The organism is Lysobacter soli (assembly GCF_003382285.1).
Classification (GTDB): Bacteria; Pseudomonadota; Gammaproteobacteria; order Xanthomonadales; family Xanthomonadaceae; genus Lysobacter_J; species Lysobacter_J soli.
In genome coordinates this window covers 1-26,086 of record NZ_QTJR01000008.1, presented here as the reverse complement: position 1 = coordinate 26,086, position 26,086 = coordinate 1, and the positions used below count along the sequence as shown (strand labels likewise).

The 26,086-nt window shown below is 68.6% G+C and carries 29 protein-coding genes; 16 read left to right on the top strand and 13 right to left on the bottom strand.

Features of this window, described 5'->3' with window-relative positions:
* Positions 1-451: 451 nt before the first annotated feature.
* From DX912_RS12530 to DX912_RS12515, 4 genes are all read right to left on the bottom strand, one after another.
* Complete coding sequence (locus tag DX912_RS12530; RefSeq protein WP_181902823.1) at positions 452-2,149, bottom strand: YadA family autotransporter adhesin; 1,698 nt, start codon at positions 2,147-2,149, stop codon at positions 452-454.
* 169 nt (positions 2,150-2,318) lie between these two features.
* Positions 2,319-4,490: a bifunctional 23S rRNA (guanine(2069)-N(7))-methyltransferase RlmK/23S rRNA (guanine(2445)-N(2))-methyltransferase RlmL gene (gene rlmKL, locus DX912_RS12525; RefSeq protein WP_115842873.1), complete on the bottom strand. Its 2,172-nt coding sequence runs from the start codon at positions 4,488-4,490 to the stop codon at positions 2,319-2,321.
* 10 nt (positions 4,491-4,500) lie between these two features.
* Positions 4,501-5,031 (bottom strand): alpha/beta hydrolase, encoded by a 531-nt coding sequence (locus DX912_RS12520; protein ID WP_115842872.1) that lies wholly within the window; start codon positions 5,029-5,031, stop codon positions 4,501-4,503.
* On the bottom strand, positions 5,028-5,543 hold the full coding sequence (locus DX912_RS12515; protein ID WP_115842871.1) for an MOSC domain-containing protein: 516 nt from the start codon (positions 5,541-5,543) through the stop codon (positions 5,028-5,030). The genes DX912_RS12520 and DX912_RS12515 overlap by 4 nt, the downstream gene beginning before the upstream one ends.
* 118 nt (positions 5,544-5,661) lie before the next feature.
* Between DX912_RS12515 and DX912_RS12510 the strand changes: the two genes are divergently transcribed.
* The 3 genes from DX912_RS12510 to DX912_RS12500 all read left to right on the top strand — a co-directional run bounded on the left by DX912_RS12510 (position 5,662) and on the right by DX912_RS12500 (position 8,632).
* A complete protein-coding gene (locus DX912_RS12510) occupies positions 5,662-6,234 on the top strand; it encodes an N-acetylmuramoyl-L-alanine amidase (RefSeq protein ID WP_115842870.1) in 573 nt (190 codons plus the stop codon).
* A 627-nt stretch (positions 6,235-6,861) separates the two neighbouring features.
* Positions 6,862-7,773: an acyl-CoA thioesterase II gene (tesB, locus tag DX912_RS12505; protein ID WP_115842869.1), complete on the top strand. Its 912-nt coding sequence runs from the start codon at positions 6,862-6,864 to the stop codon at positions 7,771-7,773.
* A gap of 1 nt (position 7,774) precedes the next feature.
* Positions 7,775-8,632, top strand: coding sequence for a hypothetical protein (locus DX912_RS12500; protein WP_115842868.1), 858 nt, complete (start codon positions 7,775-7,777; stop codon positions 8,630-8,632).
* Between the two features lie 63 nt (positions 8,633-8,695).
* On the opposite strand, the gene DX912_RS12495 is transcribed toward DX912_RS12500, so the two are convergent.
* The gene (locus DX912_RS12495; RefSeq protein WP_115842867.1) at positions 8,696-9,310 is read right to left on the bottom strand and encodes an EF-hand domain-containing protein; all 615 of its coding nucleotides are present in this window, start codon (positions 9,308-9,310) and stop codon (positions 8,696-8,698) included.
* A 138-nt stretch (positions 9,311-9,448) separates the two neighbouring features.
* Between DX912_RS12495 and DX912_RS12490 the strand changes: the two genes are divergently transcribed.
* Together DX912_RS12490 and DX912_RS12485 are read left to right on the top strand one after the other, a co-directional pair.
* The gene (locus tag DX912_RS12490; RefSeq protein ID WP_115842866.1) at positions 9,449-10,183 is read left to right on the top strand and encodes an arginyltransferase; all 735 of its coding nucleotides are present in this window, start codon (positions 9,449-9,451) and stop codon (positions 10,181-10,183) included.
* Between the two features lie 79 nt (positions 10,184-10,262).
* Positions 10,263-11,531, top strand: coding sequence for an endonuclease/exonuclease/phosphatase family protein (locus DX912_RS12485; protein WP_115842865.1), 1,269 nt, complete (start codon positions 10,263-10,265; stop codon positions 11,529-11,531).
* Between the two features lie 371 nt (positions 11,532-11,902).
* On the opposite strand, the gene DX912_RS12480 is transcribed toward DX912_RS12485, so the two are convergent.
* On the bottom strand, positions 11,903-12,355 hold the full coding sequence (locus DX912_RS12480; protein ID WP_115842864.1) for a hypothetical protein: 453 nt from the start codon (positions 12,353-12,355) through the stop codon (positions 11,903-11,905).
* Positions 12,356-12,364: 9 nt separating this feature from the next.
* Positions 12,365-13,564 (bottom strand): formate-dependent phosphoribosylglycinamide formyltransferase, encoded by a 1,200-nt coding sequence (purT, locus tag DX912_RS12475; RefSeq protein WP_115842863.1) that lies wholly within the window; start codon positions 13,562-13,564, stop codon positions 12,365-12,367.
* A gap of 140 nt (positions 13,565-13,704) precedes the next feature.
* Between purT and DX912_RS12470 the strand changes: the two genes are divergently transcribed.
* The 7 genes from DX912_RS12470 to DX912_RS12440 all read left to right on the top strand — a co-directional run bounded on the left by DX912_RS12470 (position 13,705) and on the right by DX912_RS12440 (position 18,264).
* Entirely contained in the window at positions 13,705-14,637 is a 933-nt protein-coding gene (locus tag DX912_RS12470; protein WP_181902822.1) for a hypothetical protein, read from the top strand.
* A 91-nt stretch (positions 14,638-14,728) separates the two neighbouring features.
* A complete protein-coding gene (locus DX912_RS12465) occupies positions 14,729-15,604 on the top strand; it encodes an SPFH domain-containing protein (RefSeq protein WP_115842927.1) in 876 nt (291 codons plus the stop codon).
* Positions 15,604-15,897, top strand: a complete 294-nt coding sequence (locus DX912_RS12460; protein ID WP_115842861.1) for a hypothetical protein — start codon at positions 15,604-15,606, stop codon at positions 15,895-15,897. Before DX912_RS12465 ends, DX912_RS12460 begins: the two co-directional genes overlap by 1 nt.
* A 10-nt stretch (positions 15,898-15,907) precedes the next feature.
* Positions 15,908-16,108, top strand: a complete 201-nt coding sequence (locus DX912_RS12455) for a type II toxin-antitoxin system antitoxin (protein WP_115842860.1) — start codon at positions 15,908-15,910, stop codon at positions 16,106-16,108.
* Positions 16,105-16,281, top strand: a complete 177-nt coding sequence (locus DX912_RS12450) for a DUF4177 domain-containing protein (protein ID WP_233433586.1) — start codon at positions 16,105-16,107, stop codon at positions 16,279-16,281. Before DX912_RS12455 ends, DX912_RS12450 begins: the two co-directional genes overlap by 4 nt.
* Before the next feature lie 45 nt (positions 16,282-16,326).
* Positions 16,327-17,136: a M15 family metallopeptidase gene (locus DX912_RS12445; RefSeq protein ID WP_115842858.1), complete on the top strand. Its 810-nt coding sequence runs from the start codon at positions 16,327-16,329 to the stop codon at positions 17,134-17,136.
* A gap of 42 nt (positions 17,137-17,178) precedes the next feature.
* Positions 17,179-18,264, top strand: a complete 1,086-nt coding sequence (locus DX912_RS12440; protein WP_115842857.1) for an acyltransferase family protein — start codon at positions 17,179-17,181, stop codon at positions 18,262-18,264.
* Here DX912_RS12440 and DX912_RS12435 read toward each other — a convergent pair.
* The 6 genes from DX912_RS12435 to DX912_RS12410 form a co-directional block, all read right to left on the bottom strand.
* Positions 18,245-18,637: a hypothetical protein gene (locus tag DX912_RS12435; RefSeq protein WP_115842856.1), complete on the bottom strand. Its 393-nt coding sequence runs from the start codon at positions 18,635-18,637 to the stop codon at positions 18,245-18,247. The two genes, DX912_RS12440 and DX912_RS12435, sit on opposite strands and share 20 nt — an antisense overlap.
* A gap of 128 nt (positions 18,638-18,765) precedes the next feature.
* Positions 18,766-19,440, bottom strand: coding sequence for a DNA-3-methyladenine glycosylase family protein (locus DX912_RS12430; protein ID WP_115842855.1), 675 nt, complete (start codon positions 19,438-19,440; stop codon positions 18,766-18,768).
* A gap of 1 nt (position 19,441) precedes the next feature.
* Complete coding sequence (locus DX912_RS12425) at positions 19,442-19,819, bottom strand: DUF423 domain-containing protein (RefSeq protein ID WP_115842854.1); 378 nt, start codon at positions 19,817-19,819, stop codon at positions 19,442-19,444.
* A 166-nt stretch (positions 19,820-19,985) separates the two neighbouring features.
* Positions 19,986-21,062 carry a polyketide cyclase gene (locus DX912_RS12420; RefSeq protein WP_115842853.1) on the bottom strand — a complete coding sequence of 359 codons (1,077 nt, stop codon included), beginning with the start codon at positions 21,060-21,062 and terminating at the stop codon, positions 19,986-19,988.
* Between the two features lie 278 nt (positions 21,063-21,340).
* Positions 21,341-21,982: a response regulator gene (locus tag DX912_RS12415; RefSeq protein ID WP_115842852.1), complete on the bottom strand. Its 642-nt coding sequence runs from the start codon at positions 21,980-21,982 to the stop codon at positions 21,341-21,343.
* Complete coding sequence (locus tag DX912_RS12410) at positions 21,979-23,172, bottom strand: sensor histidine kinase (RefSeq protein WP_115842851.1); 1,194 nt, start codon at positions 23,170-23,172, stop codon at positions 21,979-21,981. The genes DX912_RS12415 and DX912_RS12410 overlap by 4 nt, the downstream gene beginning before the upstream one ends.
* 184 nt (positions 23,173-23,356) lie before the next feature.
* Between DX912_RS12410 and DX912_RS12405 the strand changes: the two genes are divergently transcribed.
* From DX912_RS12405 to minE, 4 genes are read left to right on the top strand one after another with little or no spacing between them, the layout of a single operon-like run.
* A complete protein-coding gene (locus tag DX912_RS12405) occupies positions 23,357-23,956 on the top strand; it encodes a GNAT family N-acetyltransferase (protein WP_115842850.1) in 600 nt (199 codons plus the stop codon).
* Between the two features lie 8 nt (positions 23,957-23,964).
* Positions 23,965-24,735: a septum site-determining protein MinC gene (minC, locus tag DX912_RS12400; RefSeq protein WP_115842849.1), complete on the top strand. Its 771-nt coding sequence runs from the start codon at positions 23,965-23,967 to the stop codon at positions 24,733-24,735.
* Between the two features lie 25 nt (positions 24,736-24,760).
* Positions 24,761-25,570, top strand: a complete 810-nt coding sequence (minD, locus tag DX912_RS12395) for a septum site-determining protein MinD (RefSeq protein WP_115842848.1) — start codon at positions 24,761-24,763, stop codon at positions 25,568-25,570.
* Positions 25,571-25,572: 2 nt separating this feature from the next.
* Positions 25,573-25,839, top strand: a complete 267-nt coding sequence (gene minE / locus DX912_RS12390) for a cell division topological specificity factor MinE (RefSeq protein ID WP_115842847.1) — start codon at positions 25,573-25,575, stop codon at positions 25,837-25,839.
* Positions 25,840-26,086: the final 247 nt, after the last annotated feature.

Genomic DNA, 26,086 nt, shown 5'->3' with positions numbered 1-26,086 from the left:
TGCCACGGCCGCCTCGCGGCCAGTGCCGTGGGTGGAACGGTCCATGTTCCGGAGCCTTCTGCCCGGCCCGCCGAGACTGGAGCTCGGGAACGTGGAGCGTTTTGCTCGACGCGCCGAGCTTGGAGCTCGGGACGCGAGGCTTTTTGCTCGACGCGCCGAGCTCGGAGCTCGGAGCGCGAGGCTTTTTGCTCGACGCGCCAGGTTCGGAGCTCGGAACGCGAGGCTTTCTGCTCGACGCGCCGGGTTCGGAGCTCGGCGCGCGAGGCTTTTTGCTCGACACGCCAGGTTCGGAGCTCGGCACGCGGAGCTTTTTGCTCGACGCGCCGGGCTCGGAGCTCGGAACGCGAGGCTTTCTGCTCGACGCGCCGGGCTCGCTGCTTCGCAGCTTCGCACCCCTCCCCAACCCTCCCCTGCGGGCAGGGGAGGGAGAGAGAACTCGCCTGCGCGCCCGTCACCACCCGATGCCGATGCCCGCGCCCGCCGACTGCTCGCTTCCGCTGAACGCCGCGCCCAGCGAGAAGGACACGTTCGGCTTCAGCTGGCGCTGGTAGCCGACCGCGAGCGCTTCCTGCCCTTCCGAATAACCGGCGCCCACGGACACGCGGTTCGTCGTCTGGATGTTCGCCGCGCTGGACGCCATGTGGATCATCGCGGCGTTCATCGCGCCGTGCCGGTTGATGCGACGGTCCGTCTGGCGGAATTCGTCCTCGACCTGCCCGCGCAGGTCTTCGATCGCCTGCATCGGCACCGCCACGATTTCGCTGACGCGCTGGTCGGTGTAGGCGTTGGCCTGGTTCAGCGTCGTCACCGACTGCGCCTGCATCTGCCGCACGTTCACCGCGTCGGTGCCGGATGAACCATCGGCGACGTTCGCCACCTGCCGCTCCGCGCCCGCCGCACCGACCGACACGGTGTTCGCGCGATCGGCCACCGAATTGGCGCCAAGCGCCACGCTGTTGTTCGCGTTCGCCTGTGCGTTGCTGCCCGCGGCGACCGAGTTGCTGCCGGTCGCGCTCGCCGGCGTGGCGTCCTGCGCGGTGAAGCGCGCATCGCTCCCGCCGCCTCCGCCGCCCTGCGTGTCGAGGAACTGCAACGCCGACGCGACGTCGTTGAACACGTTCCCGCCCAGCACGAACTGCGGCGCCTGCAGCACGCTGCCATTGACCAGCGAGCTGTCGCCCACCAGCGCACTGCTCACGCTCGACAGCCCGCCGTACAGCTGCCCGCCGTTGATCGCCTCGGTGCTGCCCGCGGCGACGAGACCGTCGCCGAGGTTGACGATGCGGTTCGGTCCCGCCCCCAGGTGGTTCGCGCTGAACGCACCCGCGCCTGCATCCCACAACAATGCGTCGCCCGCGGACACCTGCACCGCGCGAAGTTGCGCGACGTTCACCGCGTCGGTGTCCTCGCTGCCGGCGGCGACGTGGGTCAGCTTGCGGCTACCCGACGGATTGCCGATGGAGACTTCGCCGATGGACGTCTGCGGTGCGGCGAGGCCGAACGCGGCGTAGCCGCTCTGCGCGCCGACGCTGGTCATCGAGGCCAGCCCGATCGCGACCGACCCGTCCTGCGACACGTGCGTGCTCGCGCCCAGCGCTAGGCTTCCGACGCCCAGTGCCTGCGCCGTGGTGCCCAGCGCGATGGCCGATTCCTGTTCCGACAACGCATCGCGTCCGATCGCGACGCCGGCGAAGGCGTTGATGGCCGCGCGCGAACGAAGGCCGATCGCAATGCCTTCGTTCGCCACGGCGAGTGCGTCATGCCCCATCGCCACGCTGTCGTCGCCGTTGGCGATGGCCACGTGCCCGACCGCCACCGAACTGGCGCCGCTCGCAAGCGTGTTCAGGCCGAGCGCGCTCGCGCCGGTCGCATTGGCGATGGTGTTGAAACCGGCGGCCAGCGAGAGCGTTGCCAGCGCCTGCGCCTGCGTGCCGAGCGCCACCGCGTTGTCCGCGCCTGCCGTCGCGCCGGTGCCGCAGACGAACGCGCCGGTGCCGACGGCGATGACCGTCTGTCCGGTGGGACCGCTACACGCTTCCTGTGCCCGCGCGCGATCCGGAAGCCAGGCGCCGATGCAGACCGCGAGCAGGACGAGGCACTTCACGGCCGGTCGCAGTGGACGCGGCGATGCGGTTCGAAGGCGGATCATGGCGCGCTCCCGAGGCAATCGGCGCCGACGGATGGCGGCGTCGCCGAAGTCCCGCGCGCGCATCACCACGCGATCGCGCGCCTGACGTTCGAGCGGGCTGAGCTTTACGCCTGCGCCCGTTCAATGCCGATGAAGGACGCTGGCCGACGCGAGCGCTTCGTCGCCGCGCCTACCTGCGCGTGATGCGCCAGCAGCGATGGATGCGCGCGTCGCGCTCGAAGTCCGGCGGGATCGTGCGGGCGCTGATGTCCTCGACCTTCGCAAATTCCGCAACGCTCGCCTCGTCCAGGCGGAAGCGGCGGAAGTTGTTCGAGAAATACAGCACGCCGTCGTCGGCCAGGCGCGCGACCGCCGCGCGCAGCAGGCGCACGTGCTGCGCCTGCACGTCGAAGTCCTGCGCGCGCTTGGAGTTGGAGAACGTCGGCGGGTCGCAGAAGATCAGGTCGTACTGGTGCGTGTCCGCTTCCAGCCACGTCAGCGCGTCGGCCTGCACGAGGCGATGGCGCGTGCCGCCGATGTCGTTCTCGCGCAGGTTGTCGGCGCACCACTCCAGGTACGTCGCCGACAGGTCCACCGTCGTGGTGAGGCGCGCGCCACCGACGGCCGCGTGCACCGTCGCCGCGCCCGTGTAACCGAACAAGTTGAGGAAACGCGTGTCGTGCGCTTCCTCCGCGATGCGCAGGCGCATCGGGCGATGGTCGAGGAACAGGCCGGTGTCGAGGTAATCGAACAGGTTCACGCGCAGCAGCACGTCACCCTCGCGCACGGTGACGAACTCGCCGCGCGAATCCATCGCACCGTACTTGCTGCCGCCCTTGCCGCGTGCACGCGTCTTCAGCGCCACGTTGTCGCGCGGCACGTTGAATACGTCGCGCGCGGCGGCCAGCAGCTCGTTGAGGCGGCGGCGCTGGATGTTCTCGGGAATTTCCTGCGGCGCGGCGTATTCCTGCACGTGCAGGAACGTGCGCGGGTTCTGCTCGTGCGTGGTGTAGACGTCGATCGCCGCGGCGTACTCCGGGATATCCGCGTCGTAGGCGCGATAGCACGTGACGCCTTCGCGCTCGCGCCAGCGCTTGAGCTTGTGCAGGTTCTTGCGCAGGCGGTTGGCGACCATCTGCGCGCCTTCCGACAGCATCGGCGCCACTTCCGCGCCGGTGTCGTCGGTACGACGACGCTGCACCGGCGCGATGGGATCGCACACGATCAGCGTGCATTCGATCGCGCCGTTGAACACCTGGTACTTCTTCTGCGCGCGCAGGCCGGTGGCGAAGGCGAGTTCCGCATCGCCGCACAGCAGGCTCGCGCGCCACTGCGGCACGGCGCGCTTGAGCGCGTCGCCGAGCGCTCGGTACAGCGCGGGATCGGCGTGCAGTCGGGCGTCGTAGGGCGGGTTGCAGACGACCAGGCCGTTCAGAGCTTCCTCGTTCGCGGCGCTCGGCGCATGGTCGAGCGAACGGATGTCGCCGACGTGGAAATCGATCAGGCCGGCCAGGCCCGCCAGCACCGCGTTGTCCTGTGCGGCGCGGATCGCGTGCGGGTCGGTGTCGCGGCCGAAGAAAGCCGGGCGCAGCGCGTTCATGCCGGTCGCCTCGCGCTTGCGCGCGTCGTCGAGCAGCGCGCTCCACGCCGCGACGTCGAAACCGCGCCAGCGCGTGGGCGTTTCGTTCCCGTGACGCTGCAATCCCGGCGCGACGTCCGCGGCCATCAGCGCGCCTTCGATCAGCAGGGTGCCGCTGCCGCACATCGGATCCAGCAGCGAGCCGCCTTCGGCATACACCTTCGTCCACTGCCCGCGCATCAGCACGGCGGCGGCGAGGTTTTCCTTGAGCGGCGCTTCGCCCTGCTTCGTGCGCCAGCCGCGGCGGTGCATCGGGCCGCCGGACAGGTCGATGGACACGATCGCGCGCCCCTTGCGCAGCACGAGGTTCACGCGCAGGTCGGGCGATTCGACATCGACGTCGGGCCGCGTGCCGGTCTTCGCGCGCATGACGTCGACGATGCCGTCCTTCACGCGCTGCGCGGCGTAGCGCGCGTGCGTGATGGCTTCGCCGGACACGTGCGCATCGACGGCGACGGTGTGGTGCGGCTCGAGATGCTTCGACCAGTCGATCGCCGCGACGCCCGCATAGAGCGCGTGTTCGTCGGGGCAGTCGAACTCGTCGATCGGCCACAGCACGCGGCTGGCCAGGCGCGACCACAGCACGGCGCGCTGCGCGTCGGCGAGCGTGCCTTCGGCGTTGACGCCGGCGATGGCCGCGGTGGCGCGCGTGCAGCCCAGTGCGGCCAGCTCGTCGGCGAGCAGGTATTCCAGGCCTTTGCCGCAGCTGGCGAAGAACTTCATGTACGTAATCTCAGAGCGATGCGAGCAGCGAGGCGAACGCGTCCGCGCTCGCTTCGACGTGGTTGGAAAGACGGTGGCTGTCGTCCACCAGCAGCAGCCGCGCACTGCGCGCGTAAGCCCAGGCGACGACTTCGGCCGGCGCGATGAGTTCATCGTTCCAGCCGTGGATGATCGAGGTCGGCACGTTCGCGGCGGTCAGGCGCGGCGCCTTGCCCATGCTGACCGGCGGCGCCATCAGGAACAGGCCGAACGTGTCCACCTTCAGCGACACCAGGCCGGAGATGTAAGCGCCCAGGCTCGACCCGGCGAGCACCACCGGACCACGCGACGCGGCGGCCTGCGCGAGGCCGAGCAGGCGATCGACGCGTGCATACACGTCGCCGACTTCGCTCACTTCGCGCTTCGCGTCCAGATCGGTGTAGTCGGGGCGTTCGTGCGTCCAGCCCAGGCGCTCGGCCGCCAGCGCGAGCGCCGTCACCTTGGTGGCGTCGGGGCCGCTCTCGAAACCGTGGGAAAGGATGCAGTGTCCGCGAGTGCTCATGCGATGGAGTCTGTGATGTCGAGGGCGACGACGGCGTCGCCGCGGCGGATGGTGCCGCCTTGCAGGATGCGTGCGCACAGGCCGCCATGGCCGCGCATCGCGTTGTAACCGCCGGGGCCAAGCGCGGCTTCCATGCGCGAGCATGGATCGCAGGAATCGGTGCCTTCCAGCACGACCTCGCCCACGCGGAAACGCCGCCCCTTCAGCGCGATGAGCGGGATCCCCGAGACGACGAGGTTGCGTCGCAGCGTCGCCGGTTCGACCGATGCATGGCCCGACAGCGTGGCGATCACCGGCAGGTGTTCGGCCTGGATGAGCGTGATGCCGCGCTTGCCGCTGCCGCCGCTGTAGCGGTCCCCGACAAGCCCGGCGCCGGTTTCGGCGACGACTTCAACGACTTCGTTCATGGCGACGTCGCGCTTCGGACGCAGGCCGATCCAGTCCACCGCGCCGGTTTGCGGCAGCGTGGCCATCAGCTTGCCCAGCTCGGAGTCGGGCGGCGGGAGTTTCATGGGCGGTTCCGTCCGGGGGTCGGACCGCGACGGGCGCGGCTTGGGTCGACTGGAGCGAGGGGCGGCTGGAGCGGCGCCGCGCCTGGCGCGCGGGAGGCGAATGGTAGCATCCGGCCCCATGTCGACCGCCCCTCCGGCCCCGCCCATCGCCTTCGATCCGCTGCCCTACCAGGAGCGGCTGGACGCGCGGGCGCTCGACGCGATCGATCTGGTCGTCATCCACTGCACCGAGCTGCCGGACCTGGCGATGGCGCGGCGTTTCGGCGAGGAAGTGCTGTACGAGACCTCGCTCACCGGCAACAGCGGCCACTTCTACATCGACCGCGACGGCAGCGTGCACCAGTACGTCGCGCTCGACCGCATCGCCCACCACGTGCGCGGCCACAACACGCGCGCGGTGGGCATCGAACTGGTGAACCGCGGGCGTTATCCCGACTGGCTGGCGGCATCGCACCAGGCGATGGACGAGGCGTACACACCGGCGCAGATCGACGCGCTGATCGCGCTGCTGCGCTGGCTGGAAGTCGAGTTGCCGTCGCTGCGGACGATCGCCGGCCACGAGGACCTGGACACCACGCAGGTGCGCGCGACGGACGATCCCGATGTGCTGGTGCGCCGCAAGCGCGACCCGGGGCCGCTGTTTCCGTGGGATCGGGTGATGGCGGCGGTGGGGTTGGTGCGGGTGCCTTAGGGGCTCCAGTTCGCCGTCGTCCTGATCGGATCGTCATCTCGGCGAAAGCCGGGACCCAGGCCCGGGCGCGTGGGCACTCCCGGGTTGGCAAAACCACCTGGTCGTCATTCCAGCGAAAGCTGAAATCCATCTGCTTCTGCGCGCAACACTCGAAACAGCAGTGCTGTACGGCAAGGTTCGTTCACCGGTACGGCTTCGTTGCCCCTCACCCCAACCCCTCTCCCGTGGGGAGAGGGGCTCAAAGCGCCGTCATTTCAGCGAACGCTGGAATCCATTCTGCTTCTGCGCTCAAGACTCGAACAGCAGTGCTGCACGGCAAGGTTCGTTCACCGGGACGGCTTCGTTGCCCCTCACCCCAACCCCTCTCCCGTGGGGAGAGGGGTTCAAAGCGCCGAGCGAAAGCTGGAATACCTTTTCACTTCTGCGTTCGAGACTCGAACCAGCAGCGCTGTGCGGCAAGGTTCGTTCGCCGGTACGGCTTCGTTGCCCCTCACCCCAACCCCTCTCCCGCGGGGAGAGGGGCTGAAACCTCGCAGCCGGAACGATTCACGCAGCTTGCGCCAACCCCGGAAAGGCCTTCCGACACGCGCGGTTATACTTTCGTCCCGCCCCCGACAAAGCCTGCGCATGACCTCGCCCGCCAACGAGCAAGTCGTTCACGAACTGGTCGAACTGCTCTCGCTGGAGCGGCTGGAGGACAACCTCTTCCGCGGGCAAAGTCGCGACATCGGCACCAAGTACGTGTTCGGCGGGCAGGTACTCGGGCAGGCGCTGTCGGCGGCACAGGCGACGATGCAGGCGCCGCGCGGCGCGCATTCGCTGCATGCCTACTTCCTGCGCGCCGGCGACATCGCCGCGCCGATCGTCTACCAGATCGACCGCACCCGCGACGGCGGCAGCTTCTCCGTGCGCCGCGTCACCGCGATCCAGCACGGCGAAGTGATCTTCTTCATGGCCGCCTCGTTCCAGCAGACCGAGGACGCCGCCGAGCACCAGCTGTCGATGCCCGAAGTCCCCAAGCCCGAGGACATCGACCCGGCGCCGGCCCTTCCAGAACATGTGATGGCGACGCTGCCGACCAAGGTGCAGCGCTGGCTGTCGCGAAAGGGACCGTTCGAACTGCGCCACGTGTACCCGCGCGACGAACTCAATCCGCCCAAGCGCCCGCCGTACCAGCAGTTCTGGTTCCGCCTGACCGAGCGTGTCGGCGACGCGCCGGAACTGCATCGTGCCCTGCTCGCCTACGCGTCCGATTTCCACCTGCTCGGCACGGCGACGTTCCCGCACGGCGTGAGCTACTACCAGCCGAACGTGCAGATGGCCTCGCTCGACCACGCGCTGTGGTTCCACCGTCCTTTCCGCGCGGACGAATGGCTGCTGTATTCGATGGACAGCCCCACCGTGCAGAGCAGCCGCGGCCTCGCGCGCGGGCAAATCTTCGATCGCGCCGGCCACCTGGTCGCGAGCACCGCGCAGGAAGGCCTCATTCGCGTGGTGAAGGACGCCGCCGCGGCCTCGCACGTACCGGCGAAGGACTGACATGAGGCAGGTCTTCAGCAGCCAGCGCCTGGAAAACGTCGAGACCGTCGCGCAGATGCTGCGCGATGCGGACATCGAGGTGCGCATCACCAACGGGCGCTCGTACAAGGGCGGACGCCGCGGCACCTTCAGTTACAGCGAAAGCGACGCGGGCGGACCGAAGCCCGCGGTGTGGGTCGTGCGTTCGGACGATACGGTGAAGGCGCGCCAGATCCTGCGTGAAGCCGGCCTGCTGGAATCCACGCGCGAAAGCTTCGCCGGCCCGAGTTTCCGCCTCAACTCCGACCCGACGCCGGCTCAGGCGAAGTCGCAGTCGCGCGCGTTGCGTTTCAAGCTGGTGCTGATCGCCGGCATCGTGATCGTCGGCGCGCTGGCGATCCGCCACGCGGTGAAGCTCGACATCGCGGGCGAAGCGCTGAAGACGCATCCGCTCGACGGCACGACCGCGCAGATTCCGCAGCCGCTGGCGGCGGCGGTGTTCACGCAGGAATTGCCGAAGACGCGCATCGACGTGGTGTGCCTGTCGATCGACGGCGCCGATGCGTCGCCGGAACTGGTGCAGGCGATGCAGCCGCTCGTGCTGCAGCCGCGACGTCGCGACGTGGTGCCGGCATCGCAGTGCATCCGCAACGCGAACGACGACGTCGGCAGCAGCCAGCGCGGCACGGGCAAGCCGGCGGTGATCGTCGACGTGCACGCCTTCCGTCCGACCGCGCGCGACGACGACGGCAACGTGACGGGCACGTTGGAAATCACGGCCTACCACCACCGGCTGTCGGGTTCGTACAAGACGCTGGAAGTGAAGCAGACCGAAAGCGGCTGGCAGGTGGGCCGGACGTTGAAGCACGTGGCGATGTGATCGCAACGTCCCCTCTCCCGCGAGCGGGAGAGGGGCTGGAACACACATCAACTACCGATCAGATCAACGCTTCGGCGGCGCCAGGTCCGCACGCGTCAGGAAGCCGTCGCGGTCTTCGTCCATGAAGGCGAACGACTTCTCCAGGCGCGGCATCTTCTCGCTGACTTCCACGCGGCTCAGCTTGCCGTCCTTGTTGAGATCGGCGGCGGCGAAGCGTTCCTCGGCGCGCTTGGCGCGTTCGGCTTCGTGCTGCGGACGCATGCGTTCGTGGTAGCGGGTGAGTTCGCTGCGGACGATGTAACCGTCGCGGTTGCTGTCGATCTCGGCGAACTTCTCGCCGATGAAGCGCAGCGAGCCGGCTTCGGTACGGCTGATGCGGCCGTCGCCGTCGGCATCGGCCTTCACGATGCGATCCATGCCGCCGCCGTGGCGGCCGTGGCCGCCCTTGCGGTGGTGCGGGCGTTCGGACGCGTCGAGCTTGCCGTCGCGGTTCTTGTCGAGCTGGTCGAACGAGGCGGCCAGGCGCGGATGGGCGGCGGCTTCGGTGCGATCGATGACGCCGTCGTTGTTGAGGTCGATCTTACGCGTGGCGCCCGACTGCGGCGCGGCGATGGCGGCGCCTGCGACGGTCGCGGCGACGGCGGTGGCGAGCAGGACGGACAGGGTCGTGCGGGTCATGGCAAAGCTCCTGGGGGCGGCACCGGATGGGGCCGATGTCAGGTCAACGCGCGCCGCGACTGCAGGTTGACGTGCCGCCTGCCGCGTTCAGTCGCACGACAGCGTTGTCCTCACGTGCGGCGGCGCTATGCTGCGTGCATGGGCACCGAACCGCAGGACAGCGACGACCTGCGCCTGTTCCACACGGGCGAACACGCATGCGGCTACTGGCCGGAGCGGGCTGCGCGCGACCTGGTGCTCGACCCGCGCGATCCTCGCCTGCGCCACTGGTATCCGCATGCGCTGAGCTGGGGTTTCCGCCGCTCCGGCGACATCGTCTATCGCCCGCATTGCGCCGGCTGTCGCGCCTGCGTGGCCGTGCGCATTCCCGTCGACCGCTTCGTGCCCGACCGCAGCCAGCGCCGCTGCCTCACGCGAAATGCCAATGTCGAAATGCGCGTGCTGCCGGCGCATCGCACGGCCGAACAGCTCGCGCTGTACCGTCGCTACCTCGCCTCGCGCCACGCCGGCGGAGGGATGGACGGACACGGCGCGTCGGAGTTCGACCAGTTCCTGATCGGCAGTTGGAGCGAAGGCCGTTTCCTGGAACTGCGCGAACCCTCGCGGCAGGGTCCGGGACGCCTGCTCGCCGTGGCCGTCACCGATTGCACGGACGTCTCGCTGTCGGCCGTCTACACCTTCTACGAGCCCGACCAGGCCGACCGCGGACTGGGCACGCTGGCGATCCTGCGGCAGATCGAGTGGGCCCGGCGCGAGCGCCGTCGCCACGTGTACCTCGGCTACTGGATCGAAGGCCATCCGAAGATGGACTACAAGCGGCGTTTCCGTCCGCTGGAAGCCTTCGATGGCCGGCAGTGGCACGACCTGCCCTGAACGCCGGCTCCGCGCATCCGCCCGCACAACCGCCACGCGCTGTCATCCGGCGTGCGCGGACGCATGACAGAATCGCGCGATGTCCAGACTCCCTCTCCTCCTTGCCGCGCCGCTGGCGCTGCTGCTTTCAGCCTGCACGCAGGTCAACGTCAAGGGCGATCCCGAAGCGTGGGCGCGCGCGATGAGCGCGGACACGACGCTACGCGTGGCGACGTACAACACGTCGCTCTATGACGACGAGACCGGCGGGCTCGTTCGACGGCTCGAATCCGGCGATGGCGGCGCGCGCAAGATCGCCGCCGTGCTGCAGCGCGTGCGCCCGGATCTGGTGCTGCTCAACGAATTCGACTTCTACGAGCAGGGTCGCGCGGCTGATCTGTTCCAGCAGCACTACCTGGAAATCGCGCAACCCGGCGGCGGCGATCCGCTGCGCTATCCATACCGCTACCTCGCACCGGTGAACACCGGCGTGCCCAGCGGGCTGGACCTGGATCGCAACGGCACGGCGGGCGCCTCGACGGCCTTGGCCGGCGAAAGCGAGGCAAGCCGACGCAATCGCGGCAACGACGCGTGGGGCTACGGCCTGCATCCGGGGCAATACGGGATGCTCGTGCTGTCGAAGTATCCGATCGACGCCGGACAGGTGCGCACGTTCCAGAAGCTGAAGTGGAGCGCGATGCCCGGCGCGCGCATGCCGGTCGATCCGAAGACGAATGCGCCGTGGTATCCCGCGGACATCTGGTCGCAGCTACGGCTGTCGTCCAAATCGCATTGGGACGTGCCGGTGCGCACGCCGTCGGGCGTGGTGCATTTCCTCGTGTCGCATCCCACCCCGCCGGTGTTCGATGGCCCGGAGGACCGCAACGGCGCGCGCAACGCGGACGAGATCCGGTTGTGGTCGGAATATCTGTCCGGCGACTCGAAGCCGTGGCTTTGCGACGATCGCGGCCGTTGCGGCGGTCTGGCGTCCAATGCGCGCTTCGTGATCGCGGGCGATCTCAACAACGATCCTGTGGATGGCGATGGCCGCCACGACGCGATCGTCGAACTGCTCGAACATCCGCGCGTGCTGCGCTACGCCACGCCGCGCAGTGCCGGCGCGGCGGAAAAGACCGCGCAATACGCGGCGGCGGGCATCGTCCATCGCGGCGCGCCCGAACACGCGACGGGCGACTTCGGCCCGAAGGCCGGCACGATGCGGCTGGACTACGTGCTGCCGTCGGTGGGTTTCGCGCTGAAGGACAGCGGCGTGTTCTGGCCGTCGTCTACTTCGCCCGACGCCGCGATCGCCGATGGCAGCGACCATCATCTGGTGTGGGTGGATCTGGACGCGGCGGTTTCGAAGTAACGGTGATGCTGCTTCGTTCGATGCTGCTTCGTTGACGCTGGTTCTTTGACGCTGCGGCTGTTTCGTTTTCGCCGTGCGTTGACGGTTCGTCATCCCGGCGAAAGCCGGGATCCAGGCCCGAAGCGCTTGGGCACTCCATCGCCGGGGCCCTGACGTCGTCATCCAGCGGAAGCTGGAATCTATTCTGCTTCTTCATTCACGCAGAGCAACACCGCAGCGCTGTACGGCACGGCCCGTTCACCGACGCGGCTTCGTTACCCCTCACCCCAACCCCTCTCCCGGTGGGAGAGGGGCTAAAGCGCCCATCGTCACGCGCCGTCATCTAGCCGACGTTCGCTCGAGCGCAGCCATCGGCTCGCAAGCGCGCAGCCTTACCCCTCGGGCGGCAGCTTCGTGTCCGGCGTCCGCAACGTCCCGAGCGTCGGCGGCGCTACATCGACCTTCGGCTCCACGAAACCCGCCGGAAGCGGCGGCGCGCCGGACGCAAGCGGAGCAGGCGGCAGGACCGTCGACGCACCCGGCTCCGGCGCGTACACGCGCGGGCCGAAGCCGAACGCCGCATCGCTGCGCGCCGACACGATCATGCGCACCATGCCGGTGGGGATCATCAGTTCGATCTCGACGTCATGCCCGTCGTCACCGCGACCGTGCAGCGTCATGTCGATCAGCGCGCCGCCGGTGTCGATCGCGCTGCACAGCACGTGCGGGCCATGCGGGCCGTCGTGCAGGTACGGGCGGATCGCTTCGCCCAGGATCTCCAGCGCCTGCGGATACAGGAACACCGCATAGCCCTGGAAGCGGTCGCGCTTGCTGTCTTCGGCCATGGCCAGCCCTCAGCGCAGTTCGAAGGTGAGCGCGGCTGCCGCATCGCGGGCGCGCTGGCGGGCGTTCTCGATGTCCCCGCCCAGCGCCAGCGTGACGGCGACACGGCGATGGCCTTCCACGCGCGGTTTGCCGAACAGGCGAAGCTGCGTGTCGGCCTGTTCGAGTGCCTTGTCCACATCGGAAAACACCGGCACGCCGTGCCCGTGCGCGAGCACCGCGCAGGACGCCGCGGCACCGTACTGGCGGATCGACGGGATCGGCAGGCCGAGGATCGCGCGCGCATGCAGCGCGAATTCGCTCAGGTCCTGCGAGATCAGCGTGACCAGGCCCGTGTCGTGCGGGCGCGGCGACACTTCGCTGAACCACACCTCATCGCCCTTCACGAACAGTTCGACGCCGAACACGCCCCAGCCGCCGAGGTCGTCGGTGATCGCACGCGCGATCTCCTGCGAACGCTCCAGCGCGCGCGGCGACATCGCCTGCGGCTGCCAGCTTTCGCGGTAGTCGCCATCGCGCTGCAGGTGGCCGATCGGCGCGCAGAACGTGGTGCCGCCGGCGTGGCGCACGGTCAGCAGGGTGATCTCGTACTCGAAATCGATGAAGCCTTCGACGATCACGCGGCCCGCGCCTGCGCGACCGCCGGTCTGGGCGTATTCCCACGCCTGTTCGATGTCGGCCTGCGAGCGCACCAGGCTCTGGCCCTTGCCGGAGGACGACATCACCGGCTTCACCACGCAGGGCACGCCGATCTCGGCCACCGCGGCGCGGTAATCCTCCAGCGTGTCGACGAAACGGTAGGGCGAAGTCGGCAGGCCGAGCGTTTCCGCTGCGAGACGGCGGATGCCTTCGCGATCCATCGTCAGGCGCGCGGCGCGGGCGGTCGGGATCACGCGCACGTCGCTGCCGCGTGCTTCGAACTCGCGTTCCAGCTCGACGAGCGTCTGCGTGTGGATCGCCTCGATCTCCGGGACGATCAGGTGCGGACGCTCCAGCGCGACCAGCGCGCGCACGGCGGCACCGTCGAGCATGTCCAGCACGTGGCTGCGATGGGCGACCTGCATCGCCGGTGCATCCGCGTAGCGGTCGGCGGCGATCACTTCGACACCGAAGCGCTGCAGTTCGATCGCCACTTCCTTGCCCAGCTCGCCCGAGCCGAGCAGGAGCACGCGGAAACCGTGCGGGGACAAGGGCGTGCCGATGGTGACCATGCGCAATCCGTGGGGCTGGGGAAGACGGCCAGTGTACCGGGCGCATCGTGGCGACGATCCGCCGGCCGGCGCCCGCGGCGGCGCGAACGAGCCGCTTCGGGCTGTCGGCGCGCAGCGTTGGCATGCGATCCTTGACCGCGATGCCCGGCCCCCACCCGCGCAACCTGGTTCGATGGATGGTCGTCGCGCTCGCGATGACGCTTTCGGCGTGCTCGCGCGAAGCCGAGGCGCCGCGCCCGGTCGAGCACGGCACGCGCCTGGCCGGCGTGCTGATCGACCCGCAGATGGACGAGATCAGCGGACTGGCGGCCTCGCGTCGCCATCGCGACGTGCTGTGGATGCACGACGACGGCGGCAATCCCGAACGCCTGTTCGCCGTGAGCACGAACGGCACGCGCCTGGCGACGTTGCGCGTGGAAGGCGTGACCAAGACCGACTGGGAAGACATCGCCTCGTTCGAACTCGACGGCAAGGCGTACCTGCTGATCGCCGACACCGGCGACAACGGCGGGCTTCGGCGCAGCCTGCAGCTGCACGTGATCGAGGAGCCGGCGAAGCTGGAGAACGCGCGCCTGCGTCCGGCGTGGTCGATCGCCTTCCGCTGGCCCGACGGTCCACGCGACTGCGAGGCCGTCGCCGTCGATGCCGAACGCGAGCAGGTGCTGCTGATCTCGAAAAAGCGCCAGCCGCCGGAGTTGTTCTCGCTGCCGCTGCGGCCCACGACCGGCACGGCGTTGCAGACGGCGCAGAAACTCGGGCCGCTCGCCGGCGTGCCGCAGCCGTCCGCCGAAGCGCTGACCCGCAGCCCGCAGCGCGCGCGCCTGGACAGCCAGGTCACCGCCGCCGACATCTCGCCCGACCACCGCACGATGGCGGTGATGACCTACCGCTGGCTGCTGCTCTACCCGCGCCTGGGCGACGAAGGCTGGGGCGAGGCGGTCTCGCGCGCGCCGCGCTTCCAGCCGCTGCCGTGGCTGCCGCAGGCCGAAGCACTGGGCTGGAGCGCCGATGGCAGTGCGCTCTACGCCACCGGCGAGTTCATCCCCGCCCCGCTCTACCGGATCGTCCCCTGATGCCGCTCGTCGGACGGGCGCGCCGGCGCGATTGCGCAACCTGATATCTTTTTGATATCACATCCTCCATCGACGAATGGAGATCGCCCAGATGAAAGAGAACCCGATCCGCTCCCTGCCCGGGATCCCGGTCCTGCTGATCCTGCTCATCCTCCTGGCCACGGCCGGCTGGATGCTGCTGACCGGCGTGGGCGTCGCCGGCGACGACCCCTCGGGCACGCGCGTCGCCTGGGGCCTGCTTCTGGGCCTGGCGAGCTTCGTCTGCCTGTTCGGCCTGTATATGGTCGAACCCAACAAGGCCGCAGTGCTGAGCCTGTTCGGCAAGTACATCGGCACCGTCAAGGAAAACGGCCTGCGCTGGAACAACCCCTTCTACGCGAAGAAGAAGGTCAGCCAGCGCGTGCGCAACTTCGAGAGCGGCAAGCTCAAGGTCAACGAACTGGACGGCAGCCCGATCGAGATCGCCGCCGTCATCGTCTGGCAGGTCATCGACAGCGCCGAAGCCGTCTACAACGTCGACGACTACGAGAGCTTCGTGCACATCCAGTCCGAATCGGCGCTGCGCGCGATGGCGACCAGCTATCCGTACGACCAGCACGAGGAAGGCCAGCTCGCGCTGCGCAGCCACGCGGCGGAGATCAGCCAGCACCTGCAGGACGAACTGGCCGAGCGCCTGGCCGACGCTGGCGTGCGCGTGGTCGACGCGCGCATCAGCCACCTCGCCTACGCACCGGAAATCGCCCAGGCGATGCTCCAGCGCCAGCAGGCCAACGCGATCATCGCCGCGCGCACGCGGATCGTCGCCGGCGCGGTCGGCATGGTCGAAATGGCGCTGGCCGAACTGCAGAAGAACGGCGTCGTCGAACTGGACGAGGAACGCAAGGCGCACATGGTCAGCAACCTGCTGGTCGTGCTGTGCGGCGAGCGCGGCACGCAGCCGATCGTCAACACGGGCACGCTGTACTGATGGCGATGATCGATTACGTGATTCCCGCTCTCCTGGCGGTCAGCAGCCTTCCGGCGTTCATCGCGGCGTCGCTTATGTCGCGCGGCCGCCCGCCGGGCGCGCCGCGGCCGCCGCTGGCGGTGGTCATGCGGCTGGTCGGCATGGCGATCGTCGCCGGCGCCCTCGGCCTGCTTTGGGCCGGCGAGGACGGCACGCGCCGGCTGGCGGTGATCGTCGCGATGGTCGTGGCGGTGAACGGGCTCGGGCTGGTGCTGCTGTTCAAGCTCGGCTGCGGCCGTTCCGGGCCGCGCTGACGGAGGCCCGGTGAGCGAGAAGAAAGCCTTCCCGCTGCGCATCAGCGCCGAGGTGCTCGCCGCCGCGCAGCGCTGGGCGGACGACGAACTGCGCAGCGTGAACGCGCAGATCGAATACGTGCTGCGCGACGCGCTGCGCAAGGCGGGGCGGCTGCCGGGGCATACTTCCGCACAGGAATCCGACCCCGCATCCGACGAGGAATCGACGTGAACCAGTGGACGTACCACGTGTTGGAAATCGTGCCGCGCATGCTTGGCCCGGCCGTGAGCGAGCGGCTGCAGGAAGAACTGAACCGCCTGGGCGAGGACGGCTGGGAGCTGGTCAGCGTGATGCCGGTGACTCCGTTCGACCACCTGCGCGCGGTGCTGAAGCGTCCGGCCTGACCGCTGCCGGGTGCACCTTCGCACCCGCCCCGCTACCCTGTCCCGATGCGCGCGCCCGTCCCCCTGAAGACCGCCCTGGTCAACACGCCCCGGATCGAGATCTGGCCGGCCGGGCTGCTGCGCGCGCGCAGCAACTTCGATGCACGTGCCCTCTCTCGCGCGCGCCACGTGCTGCGTCGCAAGCGCGACGGCCAGTACCTCGCCGCCGACCTTCCCGAAGGCCTGCTAGCGCTGGTGCCGCGCCTGCGCGCCGAGCCCGGTCTGGACGAAGCATTGGACCTGCTCGATGCCGCGCCGGCGCATCGTCGCGTGGGGCTGGAGCACGTGCGCGACCTGCCGCTCGACCGGCTGGAAGAACGACTCGAACAGCTTGGCCTGGACCACGCCTACGCCGAGCGCACCGGGCTGGAACTGGTCGCCGAACCCGACTGGCTCGCCTTCGCCGGGTTCGATCGCTATCGCCGTCCGCTGTGGCTGCACGTCGAAGCCGCGCGCGCCTGGACGCACATGCGCGAGGCGGCGTTGCACGACGACGTGGTGCTGGAAGCGATCTCCGGTTACCGCAGTCACGACTACCAGCTGGGCATTTTCGAACGCAAGCTCGCGCGCGGACTAAGTGTCGAGGACATCCTCACCGTCAATGCGGCGCCGGGTTACAGCGAACACCATTCCGGCCTCGCGCTGGACATCGGCGCGCCGGACGAGCCGCCCGCCGAGGAATCCTTCGAACACACGCGCGCCTTCGCCTGGCTGCGCGACAACGCCGGCGGTTACGGCTTCGCCATGACCTACCCGCGCGACAACCCGCACGGCATCGTCTACGAACCGTGGCACTGGGCTTTCCGACCCGCGTGACGCGCGGCGCCGCCGAACAACACACTCTTTCTTCTTTCTTCGATGCCCACGTCCTTCCGTTCGCTCGCCGACGGCGCCTCGCAGCGCGACAACAACTTCAACCTGATGCGCCTGTTCGCCGCCTGGCTGGTGATCTACGGCCATTCGTACGCGGTGACGGCATCGCCGGGGCCGGACCTGATCCAGCAGGTGGTGCAGATCCGCTTCGCGGGCGCGGTCGCGGTGGACATGTTCTTCCTGATCAGCGGCTTCCTCATCGCCGCGAGTTTCGAACGCAACCGCCTGCGCGACTACCTCGCCGCGCGCGCGTTGCGCATCTTCCCGGCGCTGATCGTCTGCGTGTCGCTGAGCGTGTTCGTGCTGGGCGCGCTGCTGACGACCTCGCCGGACTACTGGCAGTCGCCGCAGACGTGGAAGTACCTGGTGCGCAACATCACGCTCGACAAGGCGCAGTACTTCCTGCCGGGCGTGTTCGAGGACCTGCCCAGCAAGGCGATCAACGGGTCGATCTGGTCGCTCCCGGTAGAATTCCGCCTGTACCTGCTGCTGGCCGCGCTGGGCATGGCGCGACTACTGCGTGGCTGGCGCTACAACACGCTGGCCGTGGTCGGTCTGGTGGCCGGTTTCACGTTCATCGACGTCGCTGTCCTGGCGCCGTGGAAGGTCTCGAACCTCTGGTGCCAGGCGTTCTTCGCGATGGGTGTGTTCGCCTGGGTAAACCGCGCGCGCATTCCGCTGGCCTGGCCGCTGCTGGTGGTTGCGCTCGGCGCGGCGGCGGTAATGCGCGGCACGGCGTATTTCTATATCGCCTATTTCATCGCACTGTCGTACACGACGTTCTTCGTCGCCTGCGTGCCGAAGCTGCCGCGGCTCCGGCACCACGACATCTCCTACGGCCTTTACCTGTACGGCTGGCCGTCGCAGCAGCTGGTGCTGCATGTCGCGCCGGGAAGCGGCCCGCTGTTCAACACGTTCTGGGCGACGCTGCTCGCCGGCACGCTCGCCGCGCTGTCGTGGCGTTTCGTCGAGCGGCCGGCGTTGCGGTTCAAGCGCAGGCGGACGCCGGCGCCTGTCGCGCCGGACGTCGTGCCCGAGCCGATGCCGGTCGCTATTCGCGATCCAGCGTGATGCGCACGCCGGCGACCGTCTTCTGGGTGATGGTCAGGTCGAAGTTCGAGCCGCCGGTGCGCTTTTTCACCAGCACGTCCTCGCCGTCGTCGACCTCGATCTTGTAGCGGTCGCCGAGCTTGGCGCGCAGCGTGTCGCGGATCAGGCGCGCGATGTGGTTCTCGCCGGCGTCCTTCGGCACCTGCACGGTGACGTCGACAGGCGCGGCGTCCGTCGGGGCGATGCGGAAGGCAACGACGCCGTCGCTGTCGGCATCGCTGCTGACCTGGATGCGCCACTTGTTCGACGGAGCCGCCTGCGCGAGCGCACATGCGCAAAGCAGGACGACGAGAGACATGGCGCGGATGAAGCCGGAGCGTTGGAGCGATCGCATGACGAACCTCCTTCTGTGGACCGCAGGGACGGACGGCGCGAGCCGGCCGTCGGCGCTTCGAATCTAGACACGCGCCCCGTCATGCCGGCGTCGCGGTCGCGCCGCGCGCTTGGCAGCCGTCGGGGTGCTCAGTCCTGCGAACGCTTCGTGGGCACTTTCGCGGCCGCGGCGAAGTCCGCGATCCGCCACAGGTAGAGGCTGGCGTAGGTGCGGTACGGACCCCAGCGCTCGCCGATCTCGGCCAATGCCCTGGGCACGGGCATCTCCTTCAGCGCGTCGACGCGCTGGGCGCCCTTGCGGATGCCGAGGTCATCGGTAGGCAGCACGTCGGGACGGCCCAGGCGGAACATCAGCATCATCTCGACCGTCCACCGGCCGATGCCGCGCACCGGGACCAGCGCCTGCACGATGGCGTCGTTGTCCATGACGCTCATCCGGCGAAGGTCGGGGATCTCGCCCCGTGCTTCGCGCGCCGCGAGATCGCGAAGCGCCAGCGTCTTGTTGCCCGACACCCCGCACGCGCGAAGGCCCGCGTCGTCGATGCGCGCCAGCGTGTCGGCGTGGAAGCGCGTGGCGCCGATCGCCGTTTCCACGCGACCCACGATCGTCGCCGCGGCCTTGCCGCTGAGCTGCTGGTAGAGGATCGCCCGCGCAAGCGCGTCGACCGGATCGAAAGGTTTGCGCCAGCGCGGATCCGGTTCGATGGGGCCGATCTTCTTCATCCAGCGCGCGAGCTTCCGGTCGCGCCTGACCAGGTGCGCATGCGCCGCGTCGGTGTCGAATCCTCGCGAGAAACGGGGCACGTCAGCGCCTCAGCGCGTCGACGGCGTAGAGCACCCACGCCAGGATCATCATGCTGCCGCCGATGGGTGCGAACCGCGTGGTCATACCGGACAGCACCGCACCGGCGAGGCTGCCGGAAAACACCAGCGTGCCCAGCAGCAGCAACACCAGCGCCAGCGTGCGGAACATGCGCGGCCGCCGCGGCACGAGCGCCGCCAGTGCGATGCCATGCCCGAAGGCGAACAATGCGGCGCTGTGCAGGCGCTGCACGTCCTCGCCCTGCGCGGCATGGGCGGCATAGGCCGACAGCGCGACCGCCGCGGCCGCCAGCAGTGCGCCCGCGGCGGCGAGCAGACGCGCCGGCAGCGGCAAATGGTGCGTGCTCGGGTAGAGGCTCATGCAGGTCGTCCCTTGCGCGAAGTCGGCACGATAGCGCCTGTTCGCGCGAGACTCCAAAACCGTGCGGCCGTGCATGGCCCATTCGCAGTGCGAAAGGCGGGCACAAAAAAACGCGCCGCGGAATCCGCGGCGCGTTCTGATGAAGCGTCGGCGCGAGCCGGGCGTCTTACTTGACGGCCCAGAACACGTCGAAGGTGCCTTCTTCGGTGAACGCAGCCGGCACACCGCCGGTCCACGCTTCGTACGGACGGTCGACCGTCTCGTAACCGTGCGTCAGCGCCCAGCCACGCAGCGCGTCGCGGACCTTCGGCAGGTTGGCCATGTGGCCCTTGAAGCCCGGGACGACGGCGACGCGCGCCGGCTCGTTGAACGCGAAGGTCACCGGACCTTCGAGCTTGACGTCCAGCTTCTCGCTGCCGTCGGCGGCACCGATCTTCTTGACCGGCTGGGCGACGTCGAAGGAGTACATCTCCGAACCGAACTCGTTGGTCACGATGCGGACCGGGCCGGCCGGCTCCAGGCCGTTGGCGGCCATGACCTTCTTGATCCACTCCATGTTGGAGTTGATCTGGCCCATGACCTTGTCGTTGGTGCGCTCGACCGCGGCAGTGACGACCAGCAGGTTCTCGGCCGGGCGATCGACGATCTTCGGCGCCTTCGACGGGTCGGCCTTGCTCAGCTCGGCGTAGTCGTAGTTCGGCACGGCGGCGAGCATGTTGGTCAGGCGGGTCAGGCCCATCTTCATGTCTTCGCCGACGTTGCTGCTGACGTACAGGCCGGCGTAGCGGCCGATCAGGTTCCAGCCGTAGTCGACGTCATAGGTCTGCGTGATCTGCACGTTGCGGCCACCGCGACCGGTCGGACGCAGGGTGAACTCGGTGCGCTTGTTGCGACCCGGCTCGATGTCGGTCAGCGCATAGGCGACGCGCTTGCCCGGATCGCTGGCGGTGATCTCCCAGCTGCCCTGGCGCAGGCCCTTTTCCTTGGAGTTGTAGTCAAGGCGCGCACCCACGCCCGATTCCGGGCCGGAGAGCTTCAGCTCGATCTTCGGGTCGCGCAGGACGAGCGGATTCCAGTCCTTGAAGCGCTTCAGGCTATTGAGGCTGTCGTACACGATGGTGAGCTTGCGGTTGGTCTCAACCGAATGCTCCAGGTGACGGCTCGACGGCAGCGCGATGCCTACGATGAGGAACAGCGCGGCCACGATGGCCAGGGAAATCAAAATCTCGATCAGACGGGTCATTCAGGTTTCTCCGAGGGCGCCGGTACCCGGTTGACCGGGACACAGACCCGCAATCGTATCAAGGAAGCCGCGGGCGGGGCAGCTGTCCGGGCAAGAAAAGTAAGGTGGGGAAAGGCCGCCTGGCGCGGCGCCCGGAGCCATTGCGTGGGCCGGCCAGTCCCGAGCCGGGCGACCCGACAGGGTCGGCAAGGTGCGGCCCGAGAATGCCGGGGCGCAGTCGACGGCCTTGCCACTTCGGGCCCGTTCCGCGTGCGGAAAGGGCCCGGTACCGGCCGCGCTCAGACCAGCTGCAACTCGAAGGCCTTGAGCACCGCGCGCGTGCGATCGCGCACGCCGAGCTTGGACAGGATGTTCGAGACGTGGTTCTTGATCGTGCCTTCGGCGACGCCGAGGGAGTTGGCGATTTCCTTGTTGGAAAAGCCGCCGGCCATCAGGCGCAGAATCTCGGTTTCGCGTTCGGTCAGCGGATCGGGACGATCGAGGCTGACGAAGTCGTTGCGCATGTGTTCCAGGCCGGACAGCAGGCGCTGCGTCACCGCCGGCTGCACGAGCGAACCGCCGTCGGCGACGGCCTGTATCGCGCTCACCAGTTGTTCGAGCGAGACGTCCTTGAGCAGGTAGCCCTTCGCGCCCGCCTTGAGGCCAGCCAGCACCAGCTGGTCGTCGTCGAAGGTGGTCAGGATGATCGTCGGCGGCAGCGTGTTGTTGCGCGCCATGTGCTGCAGCGCCTCCAGGCCCGACATCACCGGCATGCGCATGTCCATCAGCACCACGTCGGGCTTGAGCTGCGGAATCAGGTCCACCGCCTGGCGGCCGTCGCCGGCTTCGCCAATTACCTCGATGCCTTCGGCCAGCGCCAGCAGGGAGCGGACGCCCTGCCGGACCAGCGTCTGGTCGTCGACTATCAACACACGGATCATGCGATGGCTCCTTCGCAGGCAGCGGCCGCAGCCGCCGAGGCCGGCAACGTCAGGTGCAGGCAGAAGCCCGCACCCAGCCGGGTTTCGATCTTGAGGTCCCCGCCGTGCGCCTGCAGGCGCTCGCGCATGCCGCGCAGGCCGTTGCCGGCGACGAGGTTGTCGCTTCCGTTGCCGTCGTCGCGCGCGCTCATGACGATGCAGTCCGAACGCCGCCCGGCGTTGATCCACAGGTTGCGCGCGCCGGCGTGGCGCACGGCGTTGGTGATGATTTCCTGCGTGCAGCGCAGCAGCACGTGCGCACGCTCGGGATCGTCCAGCGTCAGCGGCGCCTGGATGTCCATGTGGATGTCCAGCGCCGGCACGTTCTCGGCCAGCGGCAGCAGCGCGGCCGACAGGTCGATCGCCCCGCCCTCGCGCAGCTGGCTCACCGCTTCGCGCACGTCGGTCAGCAGCAGGCGCGCGAGCGTGTGCGCCTGCTGGACGTGCTCCTTCACCCGGCCTTCGGACAGATGCCCGGCGACTTCCAGGTTGAGGCTCAGCGCCGTGAGGTGATGGCCCAGCAGATCGTGCAGTTCGCGCGAAATGCGCGTGCGTTCGTTCACGCGCACGCTCTCGCCCAGCAGCGCGCGCGTGGCGCGCAGTTCGGCGTTGAGGCGGCGCTGCTCCTCGCGGGCTTCGGCCTGCTGGCGCGCGACCAGCGCGGTGACGAAGACCAGGCTGGAGAAGCCCATGTAGGTCACCGACTGGAGCACGGCGACCATCGGCGGGAAATCCAGCGCCTCGACGAACAGCGGGATGATCGCGACGTTGCCGCCGACCAGCAGCGCCAGGCCCCAGCGCACCGGCATCAGCCACGGCAGCAGGCCGGCCACGACCATCAGCAGGATCGAGCCCAGGCCCGTGCGCGAGAAGTAGCCGACGCCGATCGCGCACCCGGTGAGGACCAGCAGCAGGACCTTGTCGAGCGCCCCGCTCGGCCGTCCGAGCTGGCGGCTGATCCACCAGTAGATCAGCCCGAACGCGAGGTAAACCACGAGCCAGCGCAGGATCTGCAGCGCCGGCGGGCCTTCGGTGTCGGGACTGAGGATGGTCGGATCGAACCAGACGCTGAGCAGCCAGAGGCCCACGGCGCCCCAGGTGAACAGGCCCGCGTAGCGCAGCAATCGGGTGTGGTTGAGGCGGGCCAGCATGCCGGCATGCTAAACGCATCAAGGGTCTGGGGAGCCGTCCGAAAGTCATGTCTCAGCGGTCGCCCGCATCTTCCCATGGTGTCGTCGGCCGCGCCGTGACGGGTCGCCCGGGGGAGTCGGCCATGCGATAATCGCGACGCCGGCCGCGCTTTGCGCCCGGTCCGAAGCACAGCTGGAGCCTGGAATGTCGATCGTCGTCCGCGACGTGCGTGAGCACGAGCTGGATTCCGTCCTTGCCCTCAACAACGCCGCCGGCCCTGCGATCCTGCCGCTGGATGCGGCGAGACTGCGTCACTTCTTCGATACCGCCGAATACTTCCGCGTCGCCGAGCGCGACGGGGCCATCGCCGGCTTCCTGATCGGCGTGGGCAGCCACACGAACCACGACAGCAGCAACTTCCGCTGGTTCTGCGAGCGTTACCCGAATTTCTTCTACATCGACCGCATCGTGGTTGCCAGCCGCCGTCGCGGCGGCGGCGTCGGCCGTGCGTTCTATGCCGACGCCCAGAGCTACGCCGAGCTGCGCTATCCGCAGATGGCCTGCGAGGTGTTCCTGGAAGGCACCAACGACCCCGCCCTGCTCTTCCATGGCAGCTTCGGCTTCCACGAGGTCGGGCAGCACGTGATGGAAGAGGCCGACGTGCGTGCGGCGATGCTCATGAAGCCGCTGTGCAGCTACGCCTGGGTCCGCGAGACCTACGGCGACGCGCTGCCGCAGGCGCCGTGGATCACCCGCCCGCGCAACGCCGTCGCCGCGCAACGCCTGACCGGTACCGCCCTGTGAGCGCCGCCATGGACTTCGAACTGGCCGGCGAACTGAAGATCGGCCAGGTCGGCATCGCGAACCTGCGTATCCGCACCCTCGACGTCGCCAGGCTCACCGAGGAAATGCGCGGCCGCGTGCAGCGCGCGCCGAAGCTGTTCGCGCGTGCGGCGGTGGTGATCGACTTCGGCGGCCTCACGCGCACGCCGGACGAAGCCACCGCACGCGCCCTGATCGAAGGCCTGCGCGACGCCGGCGTGCTGCCGGTGGCGCTGGCCTACGGCACGACCGAAATCGAGCGGCTGTCCGAAGCGCTCGGCCTGCCGCTGCTGGCGAAGTTCCGCGCCTCCTACGAGCGCGACGAGCAGGCGCCGTCGCCCGCGCCGACCCTTCGCGAGCCCGAGCCCCCGCCGCCGCCGAAGGTCGCGAAAAGCGCGCCCGCCGCCGCGGCGCCGGCCGTCGCGAACGTCGCCCCGGGCATGATCCAGTCGGCACCGGTGCGTTCGGGCCAGCAGATCTACGCCGAAAACCGCGACCTGACCGTACTGACAACGGTGGGCGCCGGTGCGGAGGTGATCTCCGACGGCTCGGTGCATATTTACGGACCGTTGCGCGGTCGCGCCCTCGCTGGCGCGAAAGGCAACGAACAGGCCCGCATCTTCTGCCGCGAGTTCCATGCCGAACTCGTCGCGATCGCGGGCCACTACAAAGTGATGGAAGAAATTCCGAAGGAACTGCGCGGCAAGGCCGTGCAGATCTGGCTCGAAGACCAACAACTAAAGATCGCGGCTCAGGATTGAGACCGCACTACCGGAGGATTGTTTAGTGGCCGAAATCATCGTAGTCACCTCGGGCAAGGGCGGCGTGGGCAAGACCACCACCAGCGCCAGCCTCGCGTGCGGTCTCGCCCGCCGTGGCCACAAGGTCGCCGTCATCGACTTCGACGTCGGCCTGCGCAACCTCGACCTGATCATGGGCTGCGAGCGTCGCGTCGTGTACGACTTCGTCAACGTCGTCAATGGCGAGGCGAACCTGAAGCAGGCGCTGATCAAGGACAAGCGTTTCGAGAACCTGTACGTGCTCGCCGCGTCGCAGACGCGCGACAAGGACGCGCTGACGAAGGAAGGCGTGCAGAAGGTGCTCGACGACCTGGCCGCCGACGGCTTCGACTACATCGTGTGCGACTCGCCCGCCGGCATCGAGAAGGGCGCGTACCTGGCGATGTACTTCGCCGACCAGGCGCTGGTGGTCGTGAACCCGGAAGTCTCGTCCGTTCGCGACTCCGACCGCATCCTCGGCCTGCTGGCGTCGAAGACGCGCCGCGCCGAGAACGGCGAGCGCATCAAGGAACACCTGCTGCTCACCCGCTACAGCCCCAACCGCGTGGAAACGGGCGAGATGCTGTCGGTCGGCGACGTCGAGGAAATCCTCGGCCTCAAGACGATCGGCGTGATCCCCGAATCGCCGGACGTGCTCAACGCGTCCAACAAGGGCGAGCCGGTCATCCTGGAAACCGAGTCCAACGCGGCCCAGGCCTATGACGACGCCGTCGCGCGCCTGCTGGGCGACACCCGGCCGATGCGCTTCATCACTGCAGAGAAGAAGGGTTTCTTCAGCAAGATCTTCGGAGGTTGAGGATGGGCTTGTTCGATTTCCTGCTCGCCAAGAAGCAGACCGCCACGATCGCCAAGGATCGCCTGCGCATCATCGTCGCGCACGAACGCGCCGGCCGCGGCAGCAACAGCCCGGATTACCTGCCGATGCTGCAACGCGAGTTGCTGGAGGTGATCCGCAAGTACATCAACGTCGACGCCGAATCGGTGAAGGTGGACCTGATCGGCGAAGGCGACAGCAAGGTATTGGACATTTCCGTCGCGCTGCCGGAAAACCCGGCGCAGGCGTGATCGCCTGATCCCTTCTCCCGCCCGCGGGAGAAGGTGGCCGAAGGCCGGATGAGGGCAGCCCAGAGCTGCCGCTCCGTTCGCCCTCACCCTGCCCTCTCCCGCAAGCGGGAGAGGGGACGAAACCCGCAATGCTCACCCTCGCCGACATCTCCTTCGACGCCACCGCCGCGCTGCTCGCGCGCTACGGCCTCGCGCTGCATCGCATCGCGGATGGCGAGGCGATCCCCGGCAGCTACTGGGGCGAATG